Origin of the sequence: Vibrio sp. D420a (assembly GCF_030248625.1) — a bacterium.
GTDB lineage: Bacteria > Pseudomonadota > Gammaproteobacteria > Enterobacterales > Vibrionaceae > Vibrio > Vibrio fortis_A.
Genome location: NZ_JAHGAN010000005.1, coordinates 116,412 through 135,368 on the forward strand (window position 1 = coordinate 116,412; position 18,957 = coordinate 135,368).

General features: G+C 44.3%; 20 protein-coding genes. 13 read left to right on the forward strand and 7 right to left on the reverse strand.

The genetic code is table 11. The features are described from left to right. Positions 1-17: 17 nt before the first annotated feature. The gene (locus KI743_RS06040) at positions 18-248 is read right to left on the reverse strand and encodes a DUF2909 domain-containing protein (RefSeq protein WP_285465573.1); all 231 of its coding nucleotides are present in this window, start codon (positions 246-248) and stop codon (positions 18-20) included. Between KI743_RS06040 and KI743_RS06045 the strand changes: the two genes are divergently transcribed. The 9 genes from KI743_RS06045 to KI743_RS06085 all read left to right on the forward strand — a co-directional run bounded on the left by KI743_RS06045 (position 247) and on the right by KI743_RS06085 (position 7,224). Beyond that, positions 247-1,110, forward strand: a complete 864-nt coding sequence (locus tag KI743_RS06045) for an SURF1 family protein (RefSeq protein WP_306416782.1) — start codon at positions 247-249, stop codon at positions 1,108-1,110. The genes KI743_RS06040 and KI743_RS06045 overlap by 2 nt on opposite strands. Next, complete coding sequence (locus KI743_RS06050; RefSeq protein ID WP_285465575.1) at positions 1,100-1,672, forward strand: hypothetical protein; 573 nt, start codon at positions 1,100-1,102, stop codon at positions 1,670-1,672. The genes KI743_RS06045 and KI743_RS06050 overlap by 11 nt, the downstream gene beginning before the upstream one ends. 52 nt (positions 1,673-1,724) lie before the next feature. Beyond that, positions 1,725-2,774 (forward strand): heme A synthase, encoded by a 1,050-nt coding sequence (locus tag KI743_RS06055; RefSeq protein ID WP_150868650.1) that lies wholly within the window; start codon positions 1,725-1,727, stop codon positions 2,772-2,774. Further along, complete coding sequence (cyoE, locus tag KI743_RS06060) at positions 2,767-3,690, forward strand: heme o synthase (protein ID WP_285465576.1); 924 nt, start codon at positions 2,767-2,769, stop codon at positions 3,688-3,690. Before KI743_RS06055 ends, cyoE begins: the two co-directional genes overlap by 8 nt. A 248-nt stretch (positions 3,691-3,938) precedes the next feature. Further along, a complete protein-coding gene (locus KI743_RS06065) occupies positions 3,939-4,289 on the forward strand; it encodes a helix-turn-helix transcriptional regulator (RefSeq protein WP_285465577.1) in 351 nt (116 codons plus the stop codon). Between the two features lie 98 nt (positions 4,290-4,387). Further along, on the forward strand, positions 4,388-5,059 hold the full coding sequence (locus KI743_RS06070; RefSeq protein WP_285465578.1) for a DUF3313 domain-containing protein: 672 nt from the start codon (positions 4,388-4,390) through the stop codon (positions 5,057-5,059). Between the two features lie 13 nt (positions 5,060-5,072). After that, complete coding sequence (locus KI743_RS06075; protein WP_032550272.1) at positions 5,073-5,288, forward strand: DUF3820 family protein; 216 nt, start codon at positions 5,073-5,075, stop codon at positions 5,286-5,288. Positions 5,289-5,581: 293 nt separating this feature from the next. Further along, a complete protein-coding gene (gene aroG, locus KI743_RS06080) occupies positions 5,582-6,634 on the forward strand; it encodes a 3-deoxy-7-phosphoheptulonate synthase AroG (RefSeq protein WP_150868654.1) in 1,053 nt (350 codons plus the stop codon). Between the two features lie 176 nt (positions 6,635-6,810). After that, positions 6,811-7,224: a hypothetical protein gene (locus KI743_RS06085; RefSeq protein ID WP_285465579.1), complete on the forward strand. Its 414-nt coding sequence runs from the start codon at positions 6,811-6,813 to the stop codon at positions 7,222-7,224. Positions 7,225-7,328: 104 nt separating this feature from the next. Here KI743_RS06085 and KI743_RS06090 read toward each other — a convergent pair whose 3' ends face one another. Continuing rightward, entirely contained in the window at positions 7,329-8,444 is a 1,116-nt protein-coding gene (locus KI743_RS06090) for a mechanosensitive ion channel family protein (RefSeq protein ID WP_285465580.1), read from the reverse strand. A gap of 269 nt (positions 8,445-8,713) precedes the next feature. On the opposite strand from KI743_RS06090, the gene KI743_RS06095 reads away from it, so the two are divergent. Continuing rightward, the gene (locus tag KI743_RS06095; protein ID WP_285465581.1) at positions 8,714-9,373 is read left to right on the forward strand and encodes a TrkA family potassium uptake protein; all 660 of its coding nucleotides are present in this window, start codon (positions 8,714-8,716) and stop codon (positions 9,371-9,373) included. Between the two features lie 8 nt (positions 9,374-9,381). Then, complete coding sequence (locus KI743_RS06100; RefSeq protein ID WP_285465582.1) at positions 9,382-10,749, forward strand: TrkH family potassium uptake protein; 1,368 nt, start codon at positions 9,382-9,384, stop codon at positions 10,747-10,749. Positions 10,750-10,819: 70 nt separating this feature from the next. Here KI743_RS06100 and msrB read toward each other — a convergent pair whose 3' ends face one another. Beyond that, positions 10,820-11,962, reverse strand: coding sequence for a peptide-methionine (R)-S-oxide reductase MsrB (msrB, locus tag KI743_RS06105; RefSeq protein WP_285465583.1), 1,143 nt, complete (start codon positions 11,960-11,962; stop codon positions 10,820-10,822). A 218-nt stretch (positions 11,963-12,180) separates the two neighbouring features. Here msrB and KI743_RS06110 point away from each other — a divergent pair, with 218 nt between their 5' ends. Next, complete coding sequence (locus KI743_RS06110) at positions 12,181-12,579, forward strand: OsmC family protein (protein WP_032550279.1); 399 nt, start codon at positions 12,181-12,183, stop codon at positions 12,577-12,579. An 86-nt stretch (positions 12,580-12,665) separates the two neighbouring features. On the opposite strand, the gene KI743_RS06115 is transcribed toward KI743_RS06110, so the two are convergent. From KI743_RS06115 to phnW, 4 genes are all read right to left on the reverse strand, one after another. After that, a complete protein-coding gene (locus tag KI743_RS06115; protein ID WP_285465584.1) occupies positions 12,666-13,742 on the reverse strand; it encodes an OmpA family protein in 1,077 nt (358 codons plus the stop codon). A gap of 397 nt (positions 13,743-14,139) precedes the next feature. Next, complete coding sequence (phnX, locus tag KI743_RS06120) at positions 14,140-14,958, reverse strand: phosphonoacetaldehyde hydrolase (RefSeq protein WP_285465585.1); 819 nt, start codon at positions 14,956-14,958, stop codon at positions 14,140-14,142. Between the two features lie 80 nt (positions 14,959-15,038). Further along, on the reverse strand, positions 15,039-16,445 hold the full coding sequence (locus KI743_RS06125) for an aspartate aminotransferase family protein (RefSeq protein ID WP_285465586.1): 1,407 nt from the start codon (positions 16,443-16,445) through the stop codon (positions 15,039-15,041). After that, positions 16,442-17,548 (reverse strand): 2-aminoethylphosphonate--pyruvate transaminase, encoded by a 1,107-nt coding sequence (phnW, locus tag KI743_RS06130; protein ID WP_285465587.1) that lies wholly within the window; start codon positions 17,546-17,548, stop codon positions 16,442-16,444. The genes KI743_RS06125 and phnW overlap by 4 nt, the downstream gene beginning before the upstream one ends. Before the next feature lie 299 nt (positions 17,549-17,847). Here phnW and KI743_RS06135 point away from each other — a divergent pair, with 299 nt between their 5' ends. Beyond that, the gene (locus KI743_RS06135; protein WP_285465588.1) at positions 17,848-18,858 is read left to right on the forward strand and encodes a putative 2-aminoethylphosphonate ABC transporter substrate-binding protein; all 1,011 of its coding nucleotides are present in this window, start codon (positions 17,848-17,850) and stop codon (positions 18,856-18,858) included. Positions 18,859-18,957 lie beyond the last annotated feature (99 nt).

The window sequence follows — 18,957 nt, forward strand, 5'->3', positions numbered from 1 at the left end:
ACATTGTGTGCGAGCAATTAGTAAGGGCGCGGATTAGGCGTGATAAAGCCAGTTGCCATCGCAAGTAGCAATAGGATCACCACAATGGCAGAGAAAAAGACGCGTCGCCCTAGGAAATGACTTAGTTGTTTGCCACTGTGTTTGCCCGATGAAAACTGAAATAACGCTTTCATGAGGTTGAAAGCAATAACAAACAGAAGGGCGACAAGAAGAACTTTAAACAAGATTACGGATGTCGATGAAACCATGGTGTTAACCCCTAATGAAGCAAATCATCAAAACAATCAACGTCGAAATGTCGGCGTTTGGGTGGTTGCTCTTTTAACTTTGGTTTCTGTCAGCTTATTAATCAAGTTGGGGTTATGGCAAAGAGAGCGTGGGTTTGAGAAGCAGCAGCTTGAACAACATCTGGCGATGAAAGCAAGTCAACCAAGTAAGCCATTGGTTACTGTGCTAACGGATTGGGAAATCTGGGTAAATAGTATTGAAAGCGATGATCTTTCTATAACGGAACAGAGTAACAACGCTGCAAGCAGCGAATACTTAAAGATGCTAAATGGAACCAAAGTAACGGTGAACTTTGCTGAAGATAACGGGTTGATGTTCTTACTGGATAATCAAACTCACCAAGGCAGTGTTGGATACATCTTGTATCAGTTAATGCCCGTAGTTGGTTTCTCTAAGCCAAAGTACATCTTAGTGGATTTAGGTTTTGTCAAAGCCAGCAAAAAGCGTAGTGAGCTTCCAGTGATTGAATTGCCTTTGATGCCTCAACAAGTTTCGGGTCGTTTATACGTTCGTTCCACTAACCCATTAAGTTCTGATTTGGCTTTAGAAGAGACCAAGCCGAAGCGTATTCAAAACTTGAATATCGCAGCGATATCCGATTATACCGCCACGGATATTCTGCCTGTTTTGTTTCAACCGATTCAGGATGAAACGTGGCCTTATGAATTGCTATGGCGGCCAACAGCGATGAAGTCAGAAAAACACTTTGGCTATTCAGTGCAGTGGTTTGCTATGGCGGCAGTACTGTCGGGATTGATGTTGCTAATGGGCTACCGTTTTTTCATCAAGCGCGACAAAAGGGAGAATCACGATGAAAAGTGATGAGCAAATGGCGTTTGAGAAAAGACGGCGCAAAGGACGATGGCTACTTGTCGGGCTTGTTATTATTTTTGCTTTGCCAGCCATTATCGCGAAAACCGTTTTAGACCAGCACTGGTACAACGAAGGGGCAACCAACACTGGTTTACTTATTGAGCCAAGGGTGACGCTTAATGATCTCTCTATAGATTTTGAAGATCCAAATCAGGGGTGGCTTATTGGTTATGTTGCCCCTGAAGGCTGTAACCAACTATGCGAGCAGCAGCTTCATTATATTAAACAAAGCTATCTGGCCTTGGGTAAAAATCGTGAACGTGTGACGCCAGTGATCTTTGCTACTAGCGCTGAAGGCAACAGTGCTGTTGACCAAGAGGCTTTCACACAAGTAATGGGTAATCAACAGCTTACCAATAGACTCGGTGAAGCCTCTATTGTTGTCATCGACCCTCTAGGGCAACTGGTGATGGTGTATGAGAGTGTTGCGCAGTCAGAAGAGCTAGTACCTCAATCAAAAGGCTTAATCCATGATTTGAGGAAGCTACTAAAGTTGTCTCGAGTCGGGTGAGTTTCTAAAAGAGTAGCGAGTTGTTTCACAACAGATAGGGAGATCGGTATTGATGATGAATTCAACCCCTAGATCATTGCTGTTACTAGTTAAAGTGAGCTTGATTCTGACGCTCATCGTGATTGTATTGGGCGCATATACTCGTTTGTCTGATGCAGGGCTAGGTTGCCCTGATTGGCCTGGCTGTTATGGCAAGCTCGTAGTGCCCTCGGGTGAGTCGGCTGTCGCTAATGCAAATTTAGAGTATCCAGAGCGAGCTCTAGAAGCGGATAAGGCTTGGATAGAGATGGTGCATCGCTACTTCGCTGGCTCGCTTGGTCTACTTATTTTTGCGATCGCTGCTTGGAGTGTCTCGAAACGTGTGACGCCAATAGGGTTGCCGTTACTTATCGTAGCCACCGTTATCTTTCAGGCGCTGCTTGGGATGTGGACAGTAACACTGAAATTGATGCCAGTCGTCGTAATGGCACATTTGATGGGAGGCTTCACGCTTCTGTCATTACTGAGCTTGCTGTACTGCCGTTTGAACAAGATAGGGCAGGGTTTTGCGCCATTTAAATCATTGTGGTTAAGGTTTTGGGCAAGCATCAGCCTCGTGGTTGTGGTCGGGCAGATCTTGTTGGGAGGCTGGACGTCATCGAACTATGCAGCATTAGTCTGTACCCAATTGCCAATTTGTGAAGGTAACTGGCTTGCTTATTTAGACTTTGATAAGGCGTTTGATCTTTGGCAAAGCGGACACGACAACTACGAGTTTGGTGTGTTGGAATATCCTGCTCGCTTGACCATCCATGTTATGCACAGGTTCGGAGCCATGGCCGCGGTGTTAGTGGTATTAATTACCGTTTATCAGCTCTGGTCTCAAGCTGGACATGGGCAAAGAAAGCTCGGGGCTATTTTAGCGTTTGTACTGTTATGTCAGGTTGGACTCGGTATCAGTAACGTCTGGTTCCATTTGCCTATCTCAGTTGCCGTAATGCACAACCTAGTGGCGGCACTGTTGCTGGTCACATTGGTCGTTACCAACTTTTTGGTATGGCAGCGTCAGACAAGGGACTTTTTATTGAAGGGAAGCGCATTAGGCGGAGGTAAGCATGGCTAGTAGAACGGATACTCATAATCAATTTGTACCATCGTCTAACACTGTTGTACGAGAGAAAGCAGTGTGGAGAGTCTACCTAACTCTGACCAAGCCTAAGGTTGTCGCGTTAATGCTACTCACGGCGCTAGTTGGGATGTGCCTTGCCGTACCTAACGGTCTACCGATTCAACAAACTGTGGTCGGGATGCTCGGTATTGGGTTGATGGCTGGATCCGCCGCGGCATTCAATCACTTAATTGATAGAAGAATTGATGGGCAGATGAGTCGGACGAGTCGAAGACCATTACCTTCAGGAGAATTAAGCAGCGCTCGCGTATTTATGTTTGCGGCATCGATCGGTGTTATTGGCTTTGTTGCTTTAGTTGTGTGGGTGAACGCGCTCACAGCATGGTTAACTTTCGCAAGTTTGTTGGGTTATGCAGTGATTTATACCATGTATCTCAAACGCGCGACGCCTCAAAATATCGTCATAGCAGGTATTGCTGGTGCTATGCCACCTTTGCTCGGTTGGACGGCTGTCACTAACGAGTTGCACTCTCATGCTTGGCTTTTGGTGATGATTATCTTTATTTGGACACCACCTCATTTCTGGGCGTTGGCGATTCACCGTAGAGATGAGTACGCTAAGGTGAATATCCCTATGTTGCCGGTTACTCATGGCATTGAGTACACCAAGACATCAATTCTTCTATACACGCTTTTACTTAGTGTGGTGTGTATTTTACCTGTGTTGGTTGGTATGAGCAGTTGGATATACCTCAGTGCCTCTTTGGTGCTCAATGGCGGCTTTGTTTACCACGCTTGGGTTCTGAAGTATCGCAGCAATGCCGCAAGCGCGATGCAGACCTTCAAATTCTCTATCTATCATTTAATGGTATTGTTTGCCGCGTTGCTGCTAGACCATTATTTGTTGTGAGTGTCAGCAGGTATGAAGATCACTTGCTTTAAACGCTTTTGACACATTATTCAAATTGATAAATCAGGTATGCAGATACAGTGGGCATGCCTGATATTTCTGTTTGGATGACTCTTTTAGGTGGCTAAATTAGTACAAAATTGGGTTCATAACACAACCAAACCTTTGGTTTTCACTAACCTTACGTTGACATAATTTCTATAGAAAAAAGCACAATTAATAGGTCTGAATTATACAAAGGGAACCCCATGGAATTTACCGACCTAGATAGAGAGGCGCTTTATCAAACTTGGATGTCACAGAAGTCACGTATGCGCCTGACTCAGATGGAATTTTCAAAGAAGCTGGGTATGAATCAACTCGCTTTCTCAAGAGTACTAAGAGGCGAAACCCCACTAACAATGTCTTTTGTCAGCCAGTTTTGTCGTTTGTTGCACCTCGAGCCCAAGAATGTTTTGCCATCTTTAAAAGAGGGCAGTGAAGGGCCAAAAATCGTCTATTTACAAAGTAGAATGAGTGTTGATGGTGAGATCCAAAACGCTTATATAGAAGGTAATCAAGTCGTTGTAGAGTACGCACATACCGTAAAGCCAAATTAGCTTTAGAAATTGGTCGTATATCAACAACAAACTTTTCGACATATTTTTTATATATGGTATAGCATACTCGCGTTGTTCAGTTAATGGTGAGTGCTAACATGACCTTTCTAAAATATTCCCTTCTGGCTGCCATCAGTGTCATCCTTGTCGGATGTGCTGGTGGGCCGATCCAAAAAGCCACTAAATTTACCTCTTACGAAGATTTTACTCCCGGACCTGATGGTGGTGTCGATTTGGTGTGGGCTCGTATTGGCCTGCGGGACGCAGAGCGCCTACAGAATAAATTAGAAGAGTATGATTCAGTCGTTATTGACCAGATCTTCGTGCTCGCGGAAGAAGGCTCGATTGATTCTGACGATATTCAAGAGTTAACCGACCACATGAATGAACGGCTTACCGAGCGTATTTCTCAATACAAGAAAGTAGTGAGCGAGCCCAATGGCAGCAGCTTGAGACTGAGTATCGCATTAAGCAATGTGGAAACACCGAATCCTATTTTAGCCGTAACGAGTAGCGTACTGCCGTTTGGCCTCGCGATGTCGACGATTTCCAAGGTAACCACGGGTGAGCATACCAACGTAGGCAGTGCAAGTATTGAGCTGTTGGTCAGTGATGCCCAAGATGGAACACCGCTGTTTGCTGCGATAGACCGTCAAGCCGGAAACAAAGACTTTTCGACCATGATTGACTCGCTTGATGACGCGAAAGACGCGATCAACTACTGGGTTGAGCGTTTAGGTGTTACCCTGACCAATAAGAATCAACTCTAAGAAAGATGAAACCATGTTAGACAAAGAGAACTTGATGAAGCTGGCACGGGTACAGATGCCATTTGGGAAGTACGCTGGGCGAGTACTCATTGACCTACCTGAAGAGTATTTGCTGTGGTTTGACAAGAAAGGCTTCCCCAATGGAGAGCTTGGAGACCTGTTGAAGCTCTGTCTGGCATTGAAAATTGAGGGGCTGGACAGTGTTGTTAAGCCTCTGAAAAGAATGTAAAGCGTAAAACAGCTGGCAAAATGTCAGCTGTTTTTTTATTCGAATCGCGAAAAAATGAAGCTAACTTTGTGCTAACTGTTTGTAAAATTGACGATTTTATTGGGTGTAAATTTATATATACAAAGTGTTTTTAATGTAAAACATAAAAAAAATTGCGTTTTTTTAAAATTAGTGATTGAAACTCTCGTTTTTCCTAGATAAGTTACAGGGAACAAGACGATAAGCGCTGATGTGAAAATTGTGCAAACAATATGCATACTCAGCTCAAGGATAGAAATAGGAAGAAGTAAGCAATGTTTCAAACAGATGATGTACGAATTAATAAAGTAAAAGAGTTATTACCCCCTGTTGCGGTACTAGAAAAGTTCCCTGCGACAGAAGTTGCTTCTTCTACAACTTTTGAAAGCCGTAAAGCGATTCACAATATTTTAGAAGACAAAGATGATCGCCTACTTGTGATCGTTGGCCCTTGTTCTATTCATGATCCAGAAGCTGCACTTGAGTATGGTAAGCGTCTGAAAGTACTGCGTGATGAACTGGGTGATCGTCTAGAAATCGTAATGCGTGTTTACTTTGAGAAGCCACGTACTACCGTAGGTTGGAAAGGTCTAATCAACGACCCGTACATGGATGATACGTTTAAGCTAAACGATGGCCTACGTATGGGACGTAAGCTGCTGTTAGACCTAACTGATATGGGTATGCCAACAGCAAGTGAGTTCCTAGATATGATCACGCCACAATATGTAGCGGATTTGATTAGCTGGGGTGCAATTGGCGCTCGTACTACTGAGTCTCAAGTACACCGTGAGCTGGCATCTGGTCTGTCTTGCCCAGTTGGTTTTAAGAATGGCACGGATGGCAACATTAAGATCGCGACAGATGCAATTCGTTCTGCGAGCTCGTCTCACCACTTCTTGTCTGTAACTAAGTACGGTCATTCTGCGATTGTAGAAACGGCAGGTAACCCTGACTGCCACATCATTCTACGTGGTGGTAAAGAGCCAAACTACAGTGCAGAGCACGTTGCTAAGATCAAACAAGAACTTGAAGCATCAGGCTTGCCTCAAAAGGTAATGATCGATTTCAGCCACGCAAACAGCTCTAAGCAGTTTAAACGTCAACTGAACGTTTCAGACGACGTTAGTGCACAAATTGCTGGCGGTGATGCTGCTGTCTTCGGTGTAATGATTGAGTCACACCTAGTTGAAGGTCGTCAAGATCTTGTTGATGGAAAGGTAGAGACTTACGGTCAATCAATCACTGATGCATGTATTGGTTGGGAAGACACAGAAACAGTATTACGCCAATTGGCTGATGCAGTTGAGAGTCGTCGTAACAAGTAACGTTATCTAACTCATTGAATAAAAACCTTGTTGTGCTGCAGCAAGGTTTTTTTGTTTTCTATTACAAGAACTTCGAGCCACTCTCTTTATAGGGATATAGATACCATAAAACATTGACTTACCGTATCGCTGATGGTTAAATTGAATGATGTTCGATAACTTGAAGGGTTTCATTCATGAAAACAAAATTCGTGCTTCCGAGCGTTGCTTTAGTGGTACTAGCGGTGTTCAACGCTCCTACGGTAGAAGCTGCGCAAGGGTTTACTGCAGAGCAACTATGTAAAGCTGGTCTTGCTTTAGCAATCGATAAGAAACCTCGTGGTATTAAAGCGACTTCAAGTGCAAGTAATCAACGTATTCTACTTAGCCTGAAAGACGGTAAGAACGAATGGGACTACCGCTGTAAGGTTAACCGTGGCAACAAAACAGTAAAATTGGAAGCGCGTGAACTCAAGCGAAATGATAAGTTTCTAGGTCAAGCGATACGTTATGACGTCGCCGATGCAAAGCGTTCAGTTAAAGTGACGATGAAGAAACGTAAAGGTAGTGGTTTGATCAACGAAACGTTTACTAGCATTCAACTGAAATAGTTTTACAGTGATTGAGTAGAGGAACCTCTAAGCCATAGACTTGTGAGCTGTGAAGAGCCCCAGAGAAGTAAAGAGCCATACATTAGGTATGGCTCTCTTTGTTTTTAAAGGCTGCTTTCTGGTGTGATTGGTGCCGCGTGCTCTGAGGTAGGGGCGACACCTTGCTGCAAATGAAGGGTTTGTGTTGGGAACGCGACATCAGCTTGATGGGCGTGCACAATCTCTAGCACTTTAAGCAACACATCCTGTTTTACTTCGTGAAAACGAATCCAGTTGACCGTTTTTGTGAAGGTGTAAATGAAGAAGTTGAGGGATGAAGGACCAAACTTATCAAAGTTCACGATTAGTGTTTGCTTGGCATCAATATCCGGATGGTTTTCTAGCATCGTCTTTACTTCATCCACAATCGCTTGCATCTTGTCAGCATCTTCGTAACGAAGGCCTATGGTCTCATTGATACGGCGATTAAGCATGCGTGATGGGTTCTCCACTACGATATTACTGAACACCGAGTTCGGTACGTAAATCGGTCTTTTGTCGAACGTTCTGATGATAGTCATGCGCCAGCCGATGCGTTCTACTGTACCTTCAATCTGACGATCTGGAGATCGAATCCAGTCTCCAACTTTGAATGGGCGATCGAAATAGATCATCATGCCGCCAAAGAAGTTAGATAGTAGGTCTTTCGCTGCCAAACCGACGATTAAGCCACCCACACCACCAAAGGTCAGAAGGCCAGATAGACTCAAACCAAAGGTCTGCATGATGGTGAGTGCTCCCATCACCATAAAGAACAGACGGAATACTTTGGCTATCGCCTGAACCGTTGTCTCATCACGTTTCTTCTGCGCTAGGATGTACTCTTCACTGTTGGTGATCATTCTGAGCGTGAACCACACGAAGGTACAGATAATCAAGATGTGCTTGAGGGTACGAAGCCAATTGATTTCGCCCCCAAATTCCCCTTGTAAAATCAATCCCAGAGAGACAGTGCCTGGCCAGCACCAAAGTACGGTACTGACTGGCGTTTTTAGCGCATCGAGCAGCAAATCATCCCAATGGAATGCGGTTTTCTTGGCTAATATTTCCAAGCGACTATGAAGGATTCGCCACGCAACCCATGCGAAGAAGCTAGCAATAGTGATGAATAAAACACTGCTGCTCCATTCATGATGGTTTGCATTTACGTATGTCTGAACTTGTTGAATTAATTCGTTCATGTTTTGAATTCACTCAGTGATAACGCGGATGTCATAGCAAGTGTTGTGCCCACAAGAAATAGAATAGCTGCGTCTAGATAGCTTTATGCAATTGTGTGCTATGACAGAAAAATAAGTGGCCCGAAATTAGCAGAAATCCAATTTGTTCTCTACCTTTAAAATCAAGAGATTAGGAAATTTTATCAGCGTAATGATGAATAATCTTATTCACTCAACGCTGCTGTTCAAGACTTGTTGTTTAGCCTCAACCAATGAGGATAGAGGAAATTATGACAGATAAACAGTTTGCAGTGATTGGGTTAGGTCGTTTTGGGCTCGCGGTATGCAAAGAGCTTCAAGATTCAGGGGCGCAGGTGCTAGCGGTAGATATTAATGAAGAGCGAGTTAAGGAAGCGGCTGGCTTTGTATCGCAAGGTATTGTCGCAAACTGTACCAGCGAACAAACCGTGAAGGAATTGCGATTAGATGAGTACGATATGATCATGGTTTCAATTGGCTCTGATGTGAACGCCAGTATTCTGACCACACTTGTTGTGAAAGAGGCGGGTGCTAAAACGGTATGGGTGAAAGCGAATGATAAGTTTCACGCTAAGATTCTGACCAAGATTGGCGCAGACCATGTCATTCTTCCCGAGCGAGATATGGGTATCCGAGTCGCAAGAAAGATGCTCGACAGACGCGTGTTAGAGTTTATTGATTTGGGTAGTGACCTCGCTCTGACTGAAATTGTAATAGGGCATAATCTACTTGGGCGGCCGCTCTCAGACCTCAAACTGTGTCAACAAAGTGATGTGCATGTATTGGGTTTCAAACGAGGCCCTAACTTGGTCAAAGCACCTGAATTAGATATTAGTTTGGAGATTGGGGACGTGGTCATCATTGCGGGCCCTAAAGAGTTATTGGCTAATCGACTTAAATCATTGTCATAAGGCGGTCTATGCATTCAGTTCAAAGAAGAGGGCTGTTCTACACTTTAAAGCCAGACAATAAGCCGAAGAAAGGCTCTGAGCCAAAGATCATCCTCACCAGTTTTCTTGGAGTTCTCATTCCGTCAGCAATTCTTCTCACTTTGCCTGTCTTTTCGGTTACGGGCCTTTCATTCACTGATGCCCTGTTTACTGCGACCTCAGCAATAAGTGTAACTGGTTTAGGTGTTGTGGATACTGGAACCCATTTTACTCTGGCGGGTAAAGTCCTATTGATGTTCCTAATGCAGGTAGGTGGGCTTGGCCAAATGACGTTGTCAGCGGTACTCCTATATATGTTTGGGGTGAGGCTTAGTTTGAAGCAACAAGCGCTCGCTAAAGAGGCATTAGGACAAGATAAGCGCGTTAACTTGAGAAGCTTGGTCAAAAAGATCATCGCGTTTGCGCTTATCGCGGAAATCATTGGTTTTATTCTGCTCTGTTTTCGTTGGGTACCAGAATATGGATGGGAAACCGGGAGCTTTTATGCTCTGTTTCACTCTATTTCGGCTTTTAACAACGCAGGCTTCGCGCTCTTTTCAGATAGCATGATGACGTTTGTCGATGATCCTCTAGTGATCTTCACTCTAGCAGGGTTGTTCATCTTTGGAGGTTTGGGGTTCACTGTTGTCGGCGATTTAGCTTCAAATTGGCGCCGTGGCTTCAATCACCTGCATCTACACACCAAAATCATGTTAACAGCGACTCCGACACTGCTTTTAGTTGGAACCATATTGTTCTGGTTGTTAGAGCGAAACAATAGTGAAACGATGCAAGGTCTCACAACGAACGGTCAGTGGCTGGCAGCATTCTTTCAATCAGCCAGTGCTCGTACCGCAGGGTTTAATAGTGTCGACCTTACTCACTATACTCAGCCCGCTCTGCTCGTCATGATTGTCTTGATGTTAATCGGTGCCGGCTCAACTTCTACGGGGGGAGGGATCAAGGTATCAACGTTCGCAGTGGCTTTTGTGGCTACGTGGAGTTTTTTACGCCAGAAAAAGCACGTTGTGATGTTTAAGCGTACCGTTTCATGGCAAGCAGTTACCAAATCCTTAGCCATCATCGTGGTCAGTGGGGCTATGTTAACGACAGCGATGTTTTTATTGATGTTAACGGAGAAAGCGGCATTTGATCGTGTCATGTTTGAAGTGATATCAGCCTTTGCAACCGTTGGTCTGACTGCAGGGCTAACTGCAAACTTATCTGAGGCGGGCAAATACATTATGGTGGTCGTTATGGTTATTGGCCGAATAGGGCCGTTAACTTTGGCTTATATGTTAGCAAGACCAGAGCCTTCGCTGGTGAAGTATCCAGAAGATACTGTGCTAACGGGATAATTCTTCATTGGATTGAAATGATAAAGCCAGCTTTAATGCTGGCTTTTGTCTGTTATATTGCTAGTGATGATTAACCCTCAAACATCTCCAAATAATCTCCGTATCCCTCTTCAGCTAGCTTCTCGACCGGAATGAATCGCATAGCCGCTGAGTTCATGCAGTAACGTAGTCCTGTCGGCTTTGGTCCATCTTTAAACACGTGACCAAGGTGTGAATCACCAAAGCGGCTGCGTACTTCGGTACGTGGATAAATCAGCTTGTAATCGGTTGTCGTCACAATGTAGTTGTCATTGATTGGTTGAGTGAAACTCGGCCAACCCGTACCTGACTTGTACTTGTCTTTTGATGAGAAAAGCGGTTCACCGGTTACGATATCAACATAGATGCCTTCTTCTTTGTTATCCCAGTACTCATTATCGAACGGGCGTTCTGTCGCGTCTTTTTGAGTCACGTTGTACTGAAGCGATGTCAGCTTCTGCTTGATCTCGGACTGTGAAGGCTTAGTGTAAACTTTCACGTTTGCAGCTTGGTTTTTGCCATCTAATAGTTGGCGAATCGTTTGTGGGTTTTCTTGGCGATCATCACCAAAGATTTTATCTAGGTACTGATCTCGACCTGACGCATAACGGTAGTAGTTGTAACGAACCTTACTCTTCTTGTAGTAGTCTTGATGGTAGTCTTCTGCTGGCCAGAATTTTTTAAACTCAATCAGCTCAGTTTTTAGAGGAGCACCAAATAGGTTTGCTTCTTCGATTTCATTCATGAAGTTTTGAGCAATCTCTTTTTGCTCAGCGTTATGATAGAAAACAGCTGGACGATATTGAGGACCACGGTCGACAAATGAACCTTTGTCGTCGGTTGGGTCAATATGACGAAAGAACTGGTCAAGCACTTGCTCATAGTTAACCACGCTAGGGTCATAAACAACCTTGATTACTTCGATGTGTTCCGTTTTGCCTGATGCTACTTGTTTGTATGTTGGGTTCTCTAGCTTTCCACCTGAGTAACCCGAAACAACATCGATTACGCCATCGAGTTTTTCAAGATCGGACTCGGTACACCAAAAACAACCACCAGCTAAAGTTGCAACTGCAGTTTTACCAGAGTGTGCCTCTTTATCCATTGTATTGGCTGTGCCTGTTTGGCTAACAAATAGTGAAACCAGTGGTAATGCGACCACGAGTGAAACCAATATTTTAGATAATTTCTTCATAGATACCTCATCTTGACGTTTACTCATTCGATGCTGAATGTACGAATAGAGACAGGACTTTGATGGAAAAAATTACATTATTCACTAAAAAAATATTTTGAAATTAAATTGTGCGTGTTTAAACGGGACGACTTGCTCTCCGATACGACCAGTAGTAGGGTGACGTTTATGTCGTTGTATAACCATAATGAGTGCGCGTCACTCGACTAAGGAAAAACATGAAAGCAGAAGTTAAATGGGTAGAAGGCTTTAAGTTTCTGGGCCAATCTCAATCAGGTCACTCTATCGTAATGGACGGTAGCGGCGGTGCAACGGCTCCTAGCCCTATGGAGATGGTATTGATGGCTGCTGGTGGTTGTAGCTCTGTTGATGTGGTCGATGGCTTAAAAGAAGCAGGACAAGCGATTACAGGGTGTAATGCAAAGCTTTCGACAGAACGCCGTGAAACAGCACCAAAGATCTTCACTGCCATCAATATTCACTTCGAAGTGTCTGGTGACAACTTAGATGAAGAACTGGTTGCGAAAGTATGTGCTGATTCATTAGAAAAATACTGCTCAGTTTGTTTGATGTTGGGCGCAGGTGTTGAAATGACCCATAGCTGGGAAATCGTCTAACAAGAAGAAAGGCCATGCATCTAAGATACATGGCCTTTCGTTTTACGAATAATTACGCTAGGTCGTTTGAGCGGTGTAGCTAATAATTATTGGGTTGTCTCTTCAACCATGATTTTTTCAACTTGAACTTCTTCAGTGTATTCAAAGCCTGGAATAGTTGCTTCGACACGTCGGTTCATCGCACGACCTTCAGCTGTATCGTTTGATGCTACAGGGTTTTCTTCACCTTCACCAGTTGCTGTGATACGGCTAGCATCGATGCCTTGCTCTTCGATATATGCAGCAACTGCTGCCGCACGTTTCTTCGAGATCATCATGTTGTATTCCGCGGCACCCGTTGAATCAGTATGACCAACTACTTCTACACTTGATTGTGGGTGAGCCTGAAGTACAGCAATCAGAGGACCAAGGGCCGCCTTACCATCAGATGAAAGTTCAGTACTATTGGTTGCGAACATCTCTTGCGAGAAGCTTTCGGTTTGCTCTTTGGTCACAACAACCGTTGTTTTCTCTTCCACGACCACTTCTTGTACTTCTGTAATTGGCTCAGAAGGTGCTTGAGTTACTACTGCAGTAGTGGCTGCCGCCGCTGCAGCAGAAGCCGTTGTTGCGCCTGTGCCAAAGTTATAGCTAACACCAACAGAGAACAGATTTGCGTTCAGATCTTGAATGTAATTGTCATCGAAGTCATCGAAGTATTGGTATTCAACTCTTACAGCCCATGTATCTGAGAATTGTTTTTCTACACCAGCCCCTAAAGATAAAATGAAAGCGTCTTCACCGCCGTGAGAGATGTACGCTGGACCACCTTTCACAAAGAAGTCAAACTCTTGCTCTACCGGTAAACGGTACATAGGGGTTAGAGAAATAGCGATTAGAGGGTCACTGAACTGTGCTGCGATGCCACCCTTAGAGAAGCTTGTTTTGTAATCTCCTAAGAAGTCAGAACTTAGCTCAACACCAATGCGGTCTGTAAAGTTGTAACCGGAGTAGATGCCGGCTCCTACTGCATCATCGTCACACTTGAGGCCGTCTACACAAGCGCTGTCTAACCAACCAAGACCAAGTTTAGCACCGACGTAAGTTGTCGCTGCGATAGATGGCGCAGCCGCAAGACCTGAGGTCGCAATAAGTGCACACATAATTTTTGACAGTCTTTTCATAATCTTATCCTTGTGATTAATTTTTATTCTACCTGGATCTGCCATTAAATGGTCATCGACTGTTTGTAACACACTGCTTGCAGACGATAACTGGAGGCATTGATCCAGTTGGAATCTATCTATATGAGCGGTATTTCTATTGTTAATCCGATTGCACATGGTAGTCAACAAAATTGTTAAAAATTATACATTTAACTAAATTCATGTATTCACTGGGTTGATAATAATTGGTTGTATATATAGCTATAGCTCAAGGTCATGATTTTACAAATTATTTTGGTAAAAAGAGTGAATCTTTTATGCCACTTTATTCGTATAAATCAAAAGTCCCGACGTCAACTAATTGACATCGGGTATGATTTGAGGGGGAAGATTTTAGGCTGTTTGTTTCTATAAACTAAGGACGTTCACCACGTAAGATGCGAGCCTCGATCTGTTCGATAACGTTCGGTAGATCAGCAATAGTATCAATTAGATAGTGTGGTTTAGACTTGCCGAGTTTTTGCTTAGCTTTGTTACGAGCTGCGGCAAGCGTTGCTTCATCCGCTTGTTGGTACTCCTCGAAGGTTAAGCCCGCTTCATTTCCAGATAAAAGAAGACCAACTGTCCACATGCCTGCATTGTGGCCTTCATCGATCCCCGGAGCAGCATCATCAACCTTAATACATGAAGCGACATTGGTAACACCAAGGTCGATGACGTTCTTTAATGCCATGAATGGTGCAGGGCGGCCACCTTGTGGAAGGTCATCAGTGGCAACTACGCAATCTGGATGATATCCGTAGTCCGCTGCGACTGGAACAAGCACGTCCATCACTTGGCGAGGGTAACCTGAACATGAACCAATCTTTACGCCTTGCGATTTCAAGTTATTTACCACTTCGATGGCATTTAAGATAGGCGCGGCGTGGTCAGCTACTTTTGCTTTCTGTAATGGCATGAATGCCGCGTATATCGCATCGATATCTTCAGAGTTCATGTCTCTACCGAACTGTTCATTCCAGCGAGCCTTTACAGAAGGTAATTGGCCCACAGCTTGAATGTGGTCCCATTTACCGAGCCCCATAGGCTCGCGAGCTTCTTCAAGAGAAATATGAAAATCGAATCCTTGTTTGAACGCTTCTACAAAAATGCTGGTTGGAGCGAACGAACCGAAGTCTACGATGGTGCCCGCCCAGTCAAAAATTACCGCTTGGATTGTGGATGATTTCGTCATGATTGTTTGTCCTTTGTAAGCCTTGATATCAACGTCAAGGCTGTCACTAATTTGTTGGTGATGATTAACGTTGAATGAGGTTAAATCTGGTATCCAAAGTCTCGACATACTTTATCGATAGCCGCTTCAAAGATATCTAGAGCTGCATTGAGAGCGCTGCGTTCGATGATCAACGGAGGACTAAGTTGTGCGACATTCCCTTGTGAAACTTTAAAGCTCAAACCTTGATTTAAACACTGGTAAAGCAGCGCTTCAGCTTCATCGTATGCACGAGTCTTGGTGAGAGGGTCTGTTACCAATTCGACTCCCCATAAAAGGCCAATTCCGCGCACATCGCCGATAACGGGGTAGCGTGCTTTCATATCGAGCAAGCGTTCTTTGACGAACTCACTATCGTCTTTCACTTTTTGTAAAAGGTTGTGCTGTTCGATGACTTGCATGGTTGCCAGTGCTGCAGCGCAACCGATCGGGCTTTTCTCGTGGGTGTAATGACCGAGTGAGACTTGTGCTGCCGTGTTATATTTGTCTTTGGTTACCATTGCTGCGATCGGAACCAAACCACCGCCAAAGCCTTTTCCAATACAGAGAATATCTGGCTCGATGTCATAAGCTTGATGAGTAAACCATTCGCCACTGCGTCCCATACCATTAGGAATATCATCAATGATCAGCAGCACGTTGTGCTTGTCGCAGATCTCTCGGATTCGTTTCCAATAGGCTTTGCTTGGCACTTGGACATCAGTGTTTCGAACCGCTTCTGCAATGAATGCGCCAATGCCTCCCTCTTTCTCAATCACATACTCAAGGTAGTCGGCGTAATGGACATCTGAGTTTCGGTCGCCATCGTTCATTGGGAAAGCACCTCGGTACGACACCGCTGGTGGAATACGCTCTACTCCAGCCATTAATGGCCCCATGCCTTCACGAAAACATGCTTCACCACCGACAGAGATAGCATCTAGAGAGGCTCCATGAAAAGAGTCCCACAGCGAAACGACTTTAAAGTTGTTAGTTACGTGCCTTGCTAGCTTCAGTGCCATCCCAATCACAGAGGTACCACCGGGTGCGAACAACACACGGTTGAGTTCGCCACCACAGATTTGCGTTAGCTTTTCTGCGCACTCGATGGCCGTTTCGTTAGTAAAGCGTCGCGGAGAAAACGGCAGCGAAGCCATTTGTTCGGTTACTTTCCTGATGACTTCTGGATGTCCGTATCCCAGTTGATGGACATTATTCCCATGGAAGTCCATGTACTTTTTACCCGTTGCATCCTCTATATAGATACCTTCTGCATGTTGCAACGTATCTAAGCAGGGCGTTGACATAGCTTGGTGAAGAAACACATCCGAATCTCTCTTCAAAAGCGCTTGAGTGGCTTTATCGTCCAGAGAAGCGTTCCACTCCTGTCGCGCTGGTGTTGTGTTTACATCTCCTTCACTGCGAAAGTGAGTGTGAGAGTGGTTCTCTTTTGATTCACACTGCATCATGCGTTCACTTCCCAGTACTTTGCCTTTCCGATCGCACTTATTAGACGCTCAATGTCAGAAGGGTAAACCTCACCAATGTTGCCAATGCGGAAACAGTCAGCGTTGGACACTTTACCCGGATAGATAACGAAGCCTTGCTCTTTAAGGCGCTCATAGAACTCTTTAAATTGGTAGTCGCTATGAGTTGGAGAATAGAAAGAGGTGATAATAGGAGAGTGAAGATCGTCGCTCAGTAACGGTTCGAAACCCAGAGAACGCATTCCAGCCACCAGTGTTTTCTGGTTGGTTGAATAACGTTGGAATCTCGCTTCGATGCCGCCTTCTTGCTCAAGCTCGATGAGTGCTTGATAAAACGCGCGCACGGTATGCGTTGGTGAAGTAAAGCGCCATTTACCATGGTTCGTTTCCATACAGTGCCATTGGTCGTAAAGGTCTAAACTCAGTGAGCGAGCTTGCCCCTTACATTTCTCAAGTTCATCTTGTTTGGCAATAACAAAACCAAAACCCGGTACACCTTGAATACATTTATTTGCTGAGCTGATCATAAAGTCGATACCTAGGTCAGCGATGTCCATTGGGATACCACCAAAGCTTGACATGGCGTCGAGAATTACGATTTTTCCTTGTTGCTTAGCCAGTTGTGCAATCTCTTTAATAGGATTCAACATGCCTGTTGTGGTTTCGCAATGAACAATTGCAACATGGGTAATGTTTGGATCCATGGCCAATGCCGTTTCCATTTCGTTGAAGTCAGGTTGTAATGTTTCGCCTGGTGAAACGACATGGCATGGAATATTTAAATACTGCGCAATTTGTGCGATGCGAGCGCCATAAGCACCGTTATCGACCACCAGTAATTTGCCTCCTGTGCCGATTACACTGCCAATCGTCGCTTCAACAGAAGCAGTGCCACTGCCTTGCATTAATACACTTGTATAGCCTGTTTGTTGCGTTGCAAACTGAACCAGCTTATGGCGGATGACCTGTACGATGTCTTTGTTGTATTCATCGTCCCATGTACACCAGTCTTTTAGCATCGCTTGGCGAACTGATTCAGAAGTGGAAAGAGGGCCAGGGGTTAAGAGCAAGTATTCGTTTTTCATCTTGATTTCCATTTGGACTATACCAATATTTGCAATTACTCTATCAATCGAATCTGATGGAGGTAAAGAGTAAAATCACCAGATTCACAAAAGCTTCACATTCAAAATTCTTGATGGTCATCTCGTCAGTAAAGATCTTAAAAATGCCATTTTTTGTTCATTTAATCGTCATAAAACTCGAATAGGTTAATATTTGTCATCTGGTACATACCAGTAAGGTATGTGCTCATTAATGAAAATGAAAGAATGTAAGTCAACTTGGCTGCATCCACTCTTGCTAGACAGTTCAACTGGAGAACATGATGAAAAACCGTTTTATGAAAGGATCACTTGCTGCACTTGTGTCACTACTGGCTACCAACGCATTTGCGGCCGAGGAAGTGACGGTTTATACAGCGTTTGAAACAGATATTTTGGCGAAGTACAAGAATGCATTTGAGAGCGAAAACCCGGACATTCGCATCAAATGGGTACGTGATTCAACGGGCATTATGACGGCTAAGCTATTGGCTGAAAAAAACAACCCAAGAGCCGAAGTTGTTTGGGGGCTTGCGGGCTCATCAATGGCTCTGTTGAAAGAAGAGGGTATTCTTCAACCATATACGCCTCAAGGTGTTGATGCACTTCGCTCAAATCTGAATGATCCACAATCTACTCAAGCTTGGTACGGTAATGACGCATTTTTCAATGCAGTTTGTTTTAATGAAGCCGTTGCAAAACAGTTGAACTTGCCTGCACCTCAATCTTGGGAAGACCTCACCAAGCCTATCTATAAAGGCCACATTGCAATGCCAAACCCGGCATCTTCCGGTACTGGTTACATGCAAGTTTCAGCATGGCTGCAAAACATGGGCGAAGACCAAGCATGGAATTACATGCAAAAGTTAGATAAGAACATTGCACACTACACGCACTCTGGTTCTAAACCTTGTGTACAAGCTGGTATGGGTGAAGTTGCTATCGGTATTTCTATGGCAAGCCGTGGTGCTAAGTTGAAAACGCAAGGTGCTCCATTGGCCGTAATTACTCCAGCAGGTATCGGCTGGGAATCTGAAGCAGTTGGTCTTGTTAAATCATCAGAAGCAGCAAAACGTGTTGTGGACTGGTCGATTTCTAAAGCAGCAAATGAGCTTTACATTGAGATGTACCCAGTCGTTGGTCATAAAGACGTAACAGCAACAGTGAAAAACTTCCCGAATGTTGAGAAGAACATGGCGAAGATGGACTTTGCTCGTATGGGTAGTGAGCGTGCAGACGTATTGAAAACTTGGTCTGATAAGTTTGACGCGAAGTCTGAACCTAAATCTTAATCTTACCCCTCTAAATCAAAGGAAGGCTTAGGTCTTCCTTTTTTGATCAATCAGTGCAGCCCTTTAATGCTCGCTCTCTAATAATTCTCAATATTAATC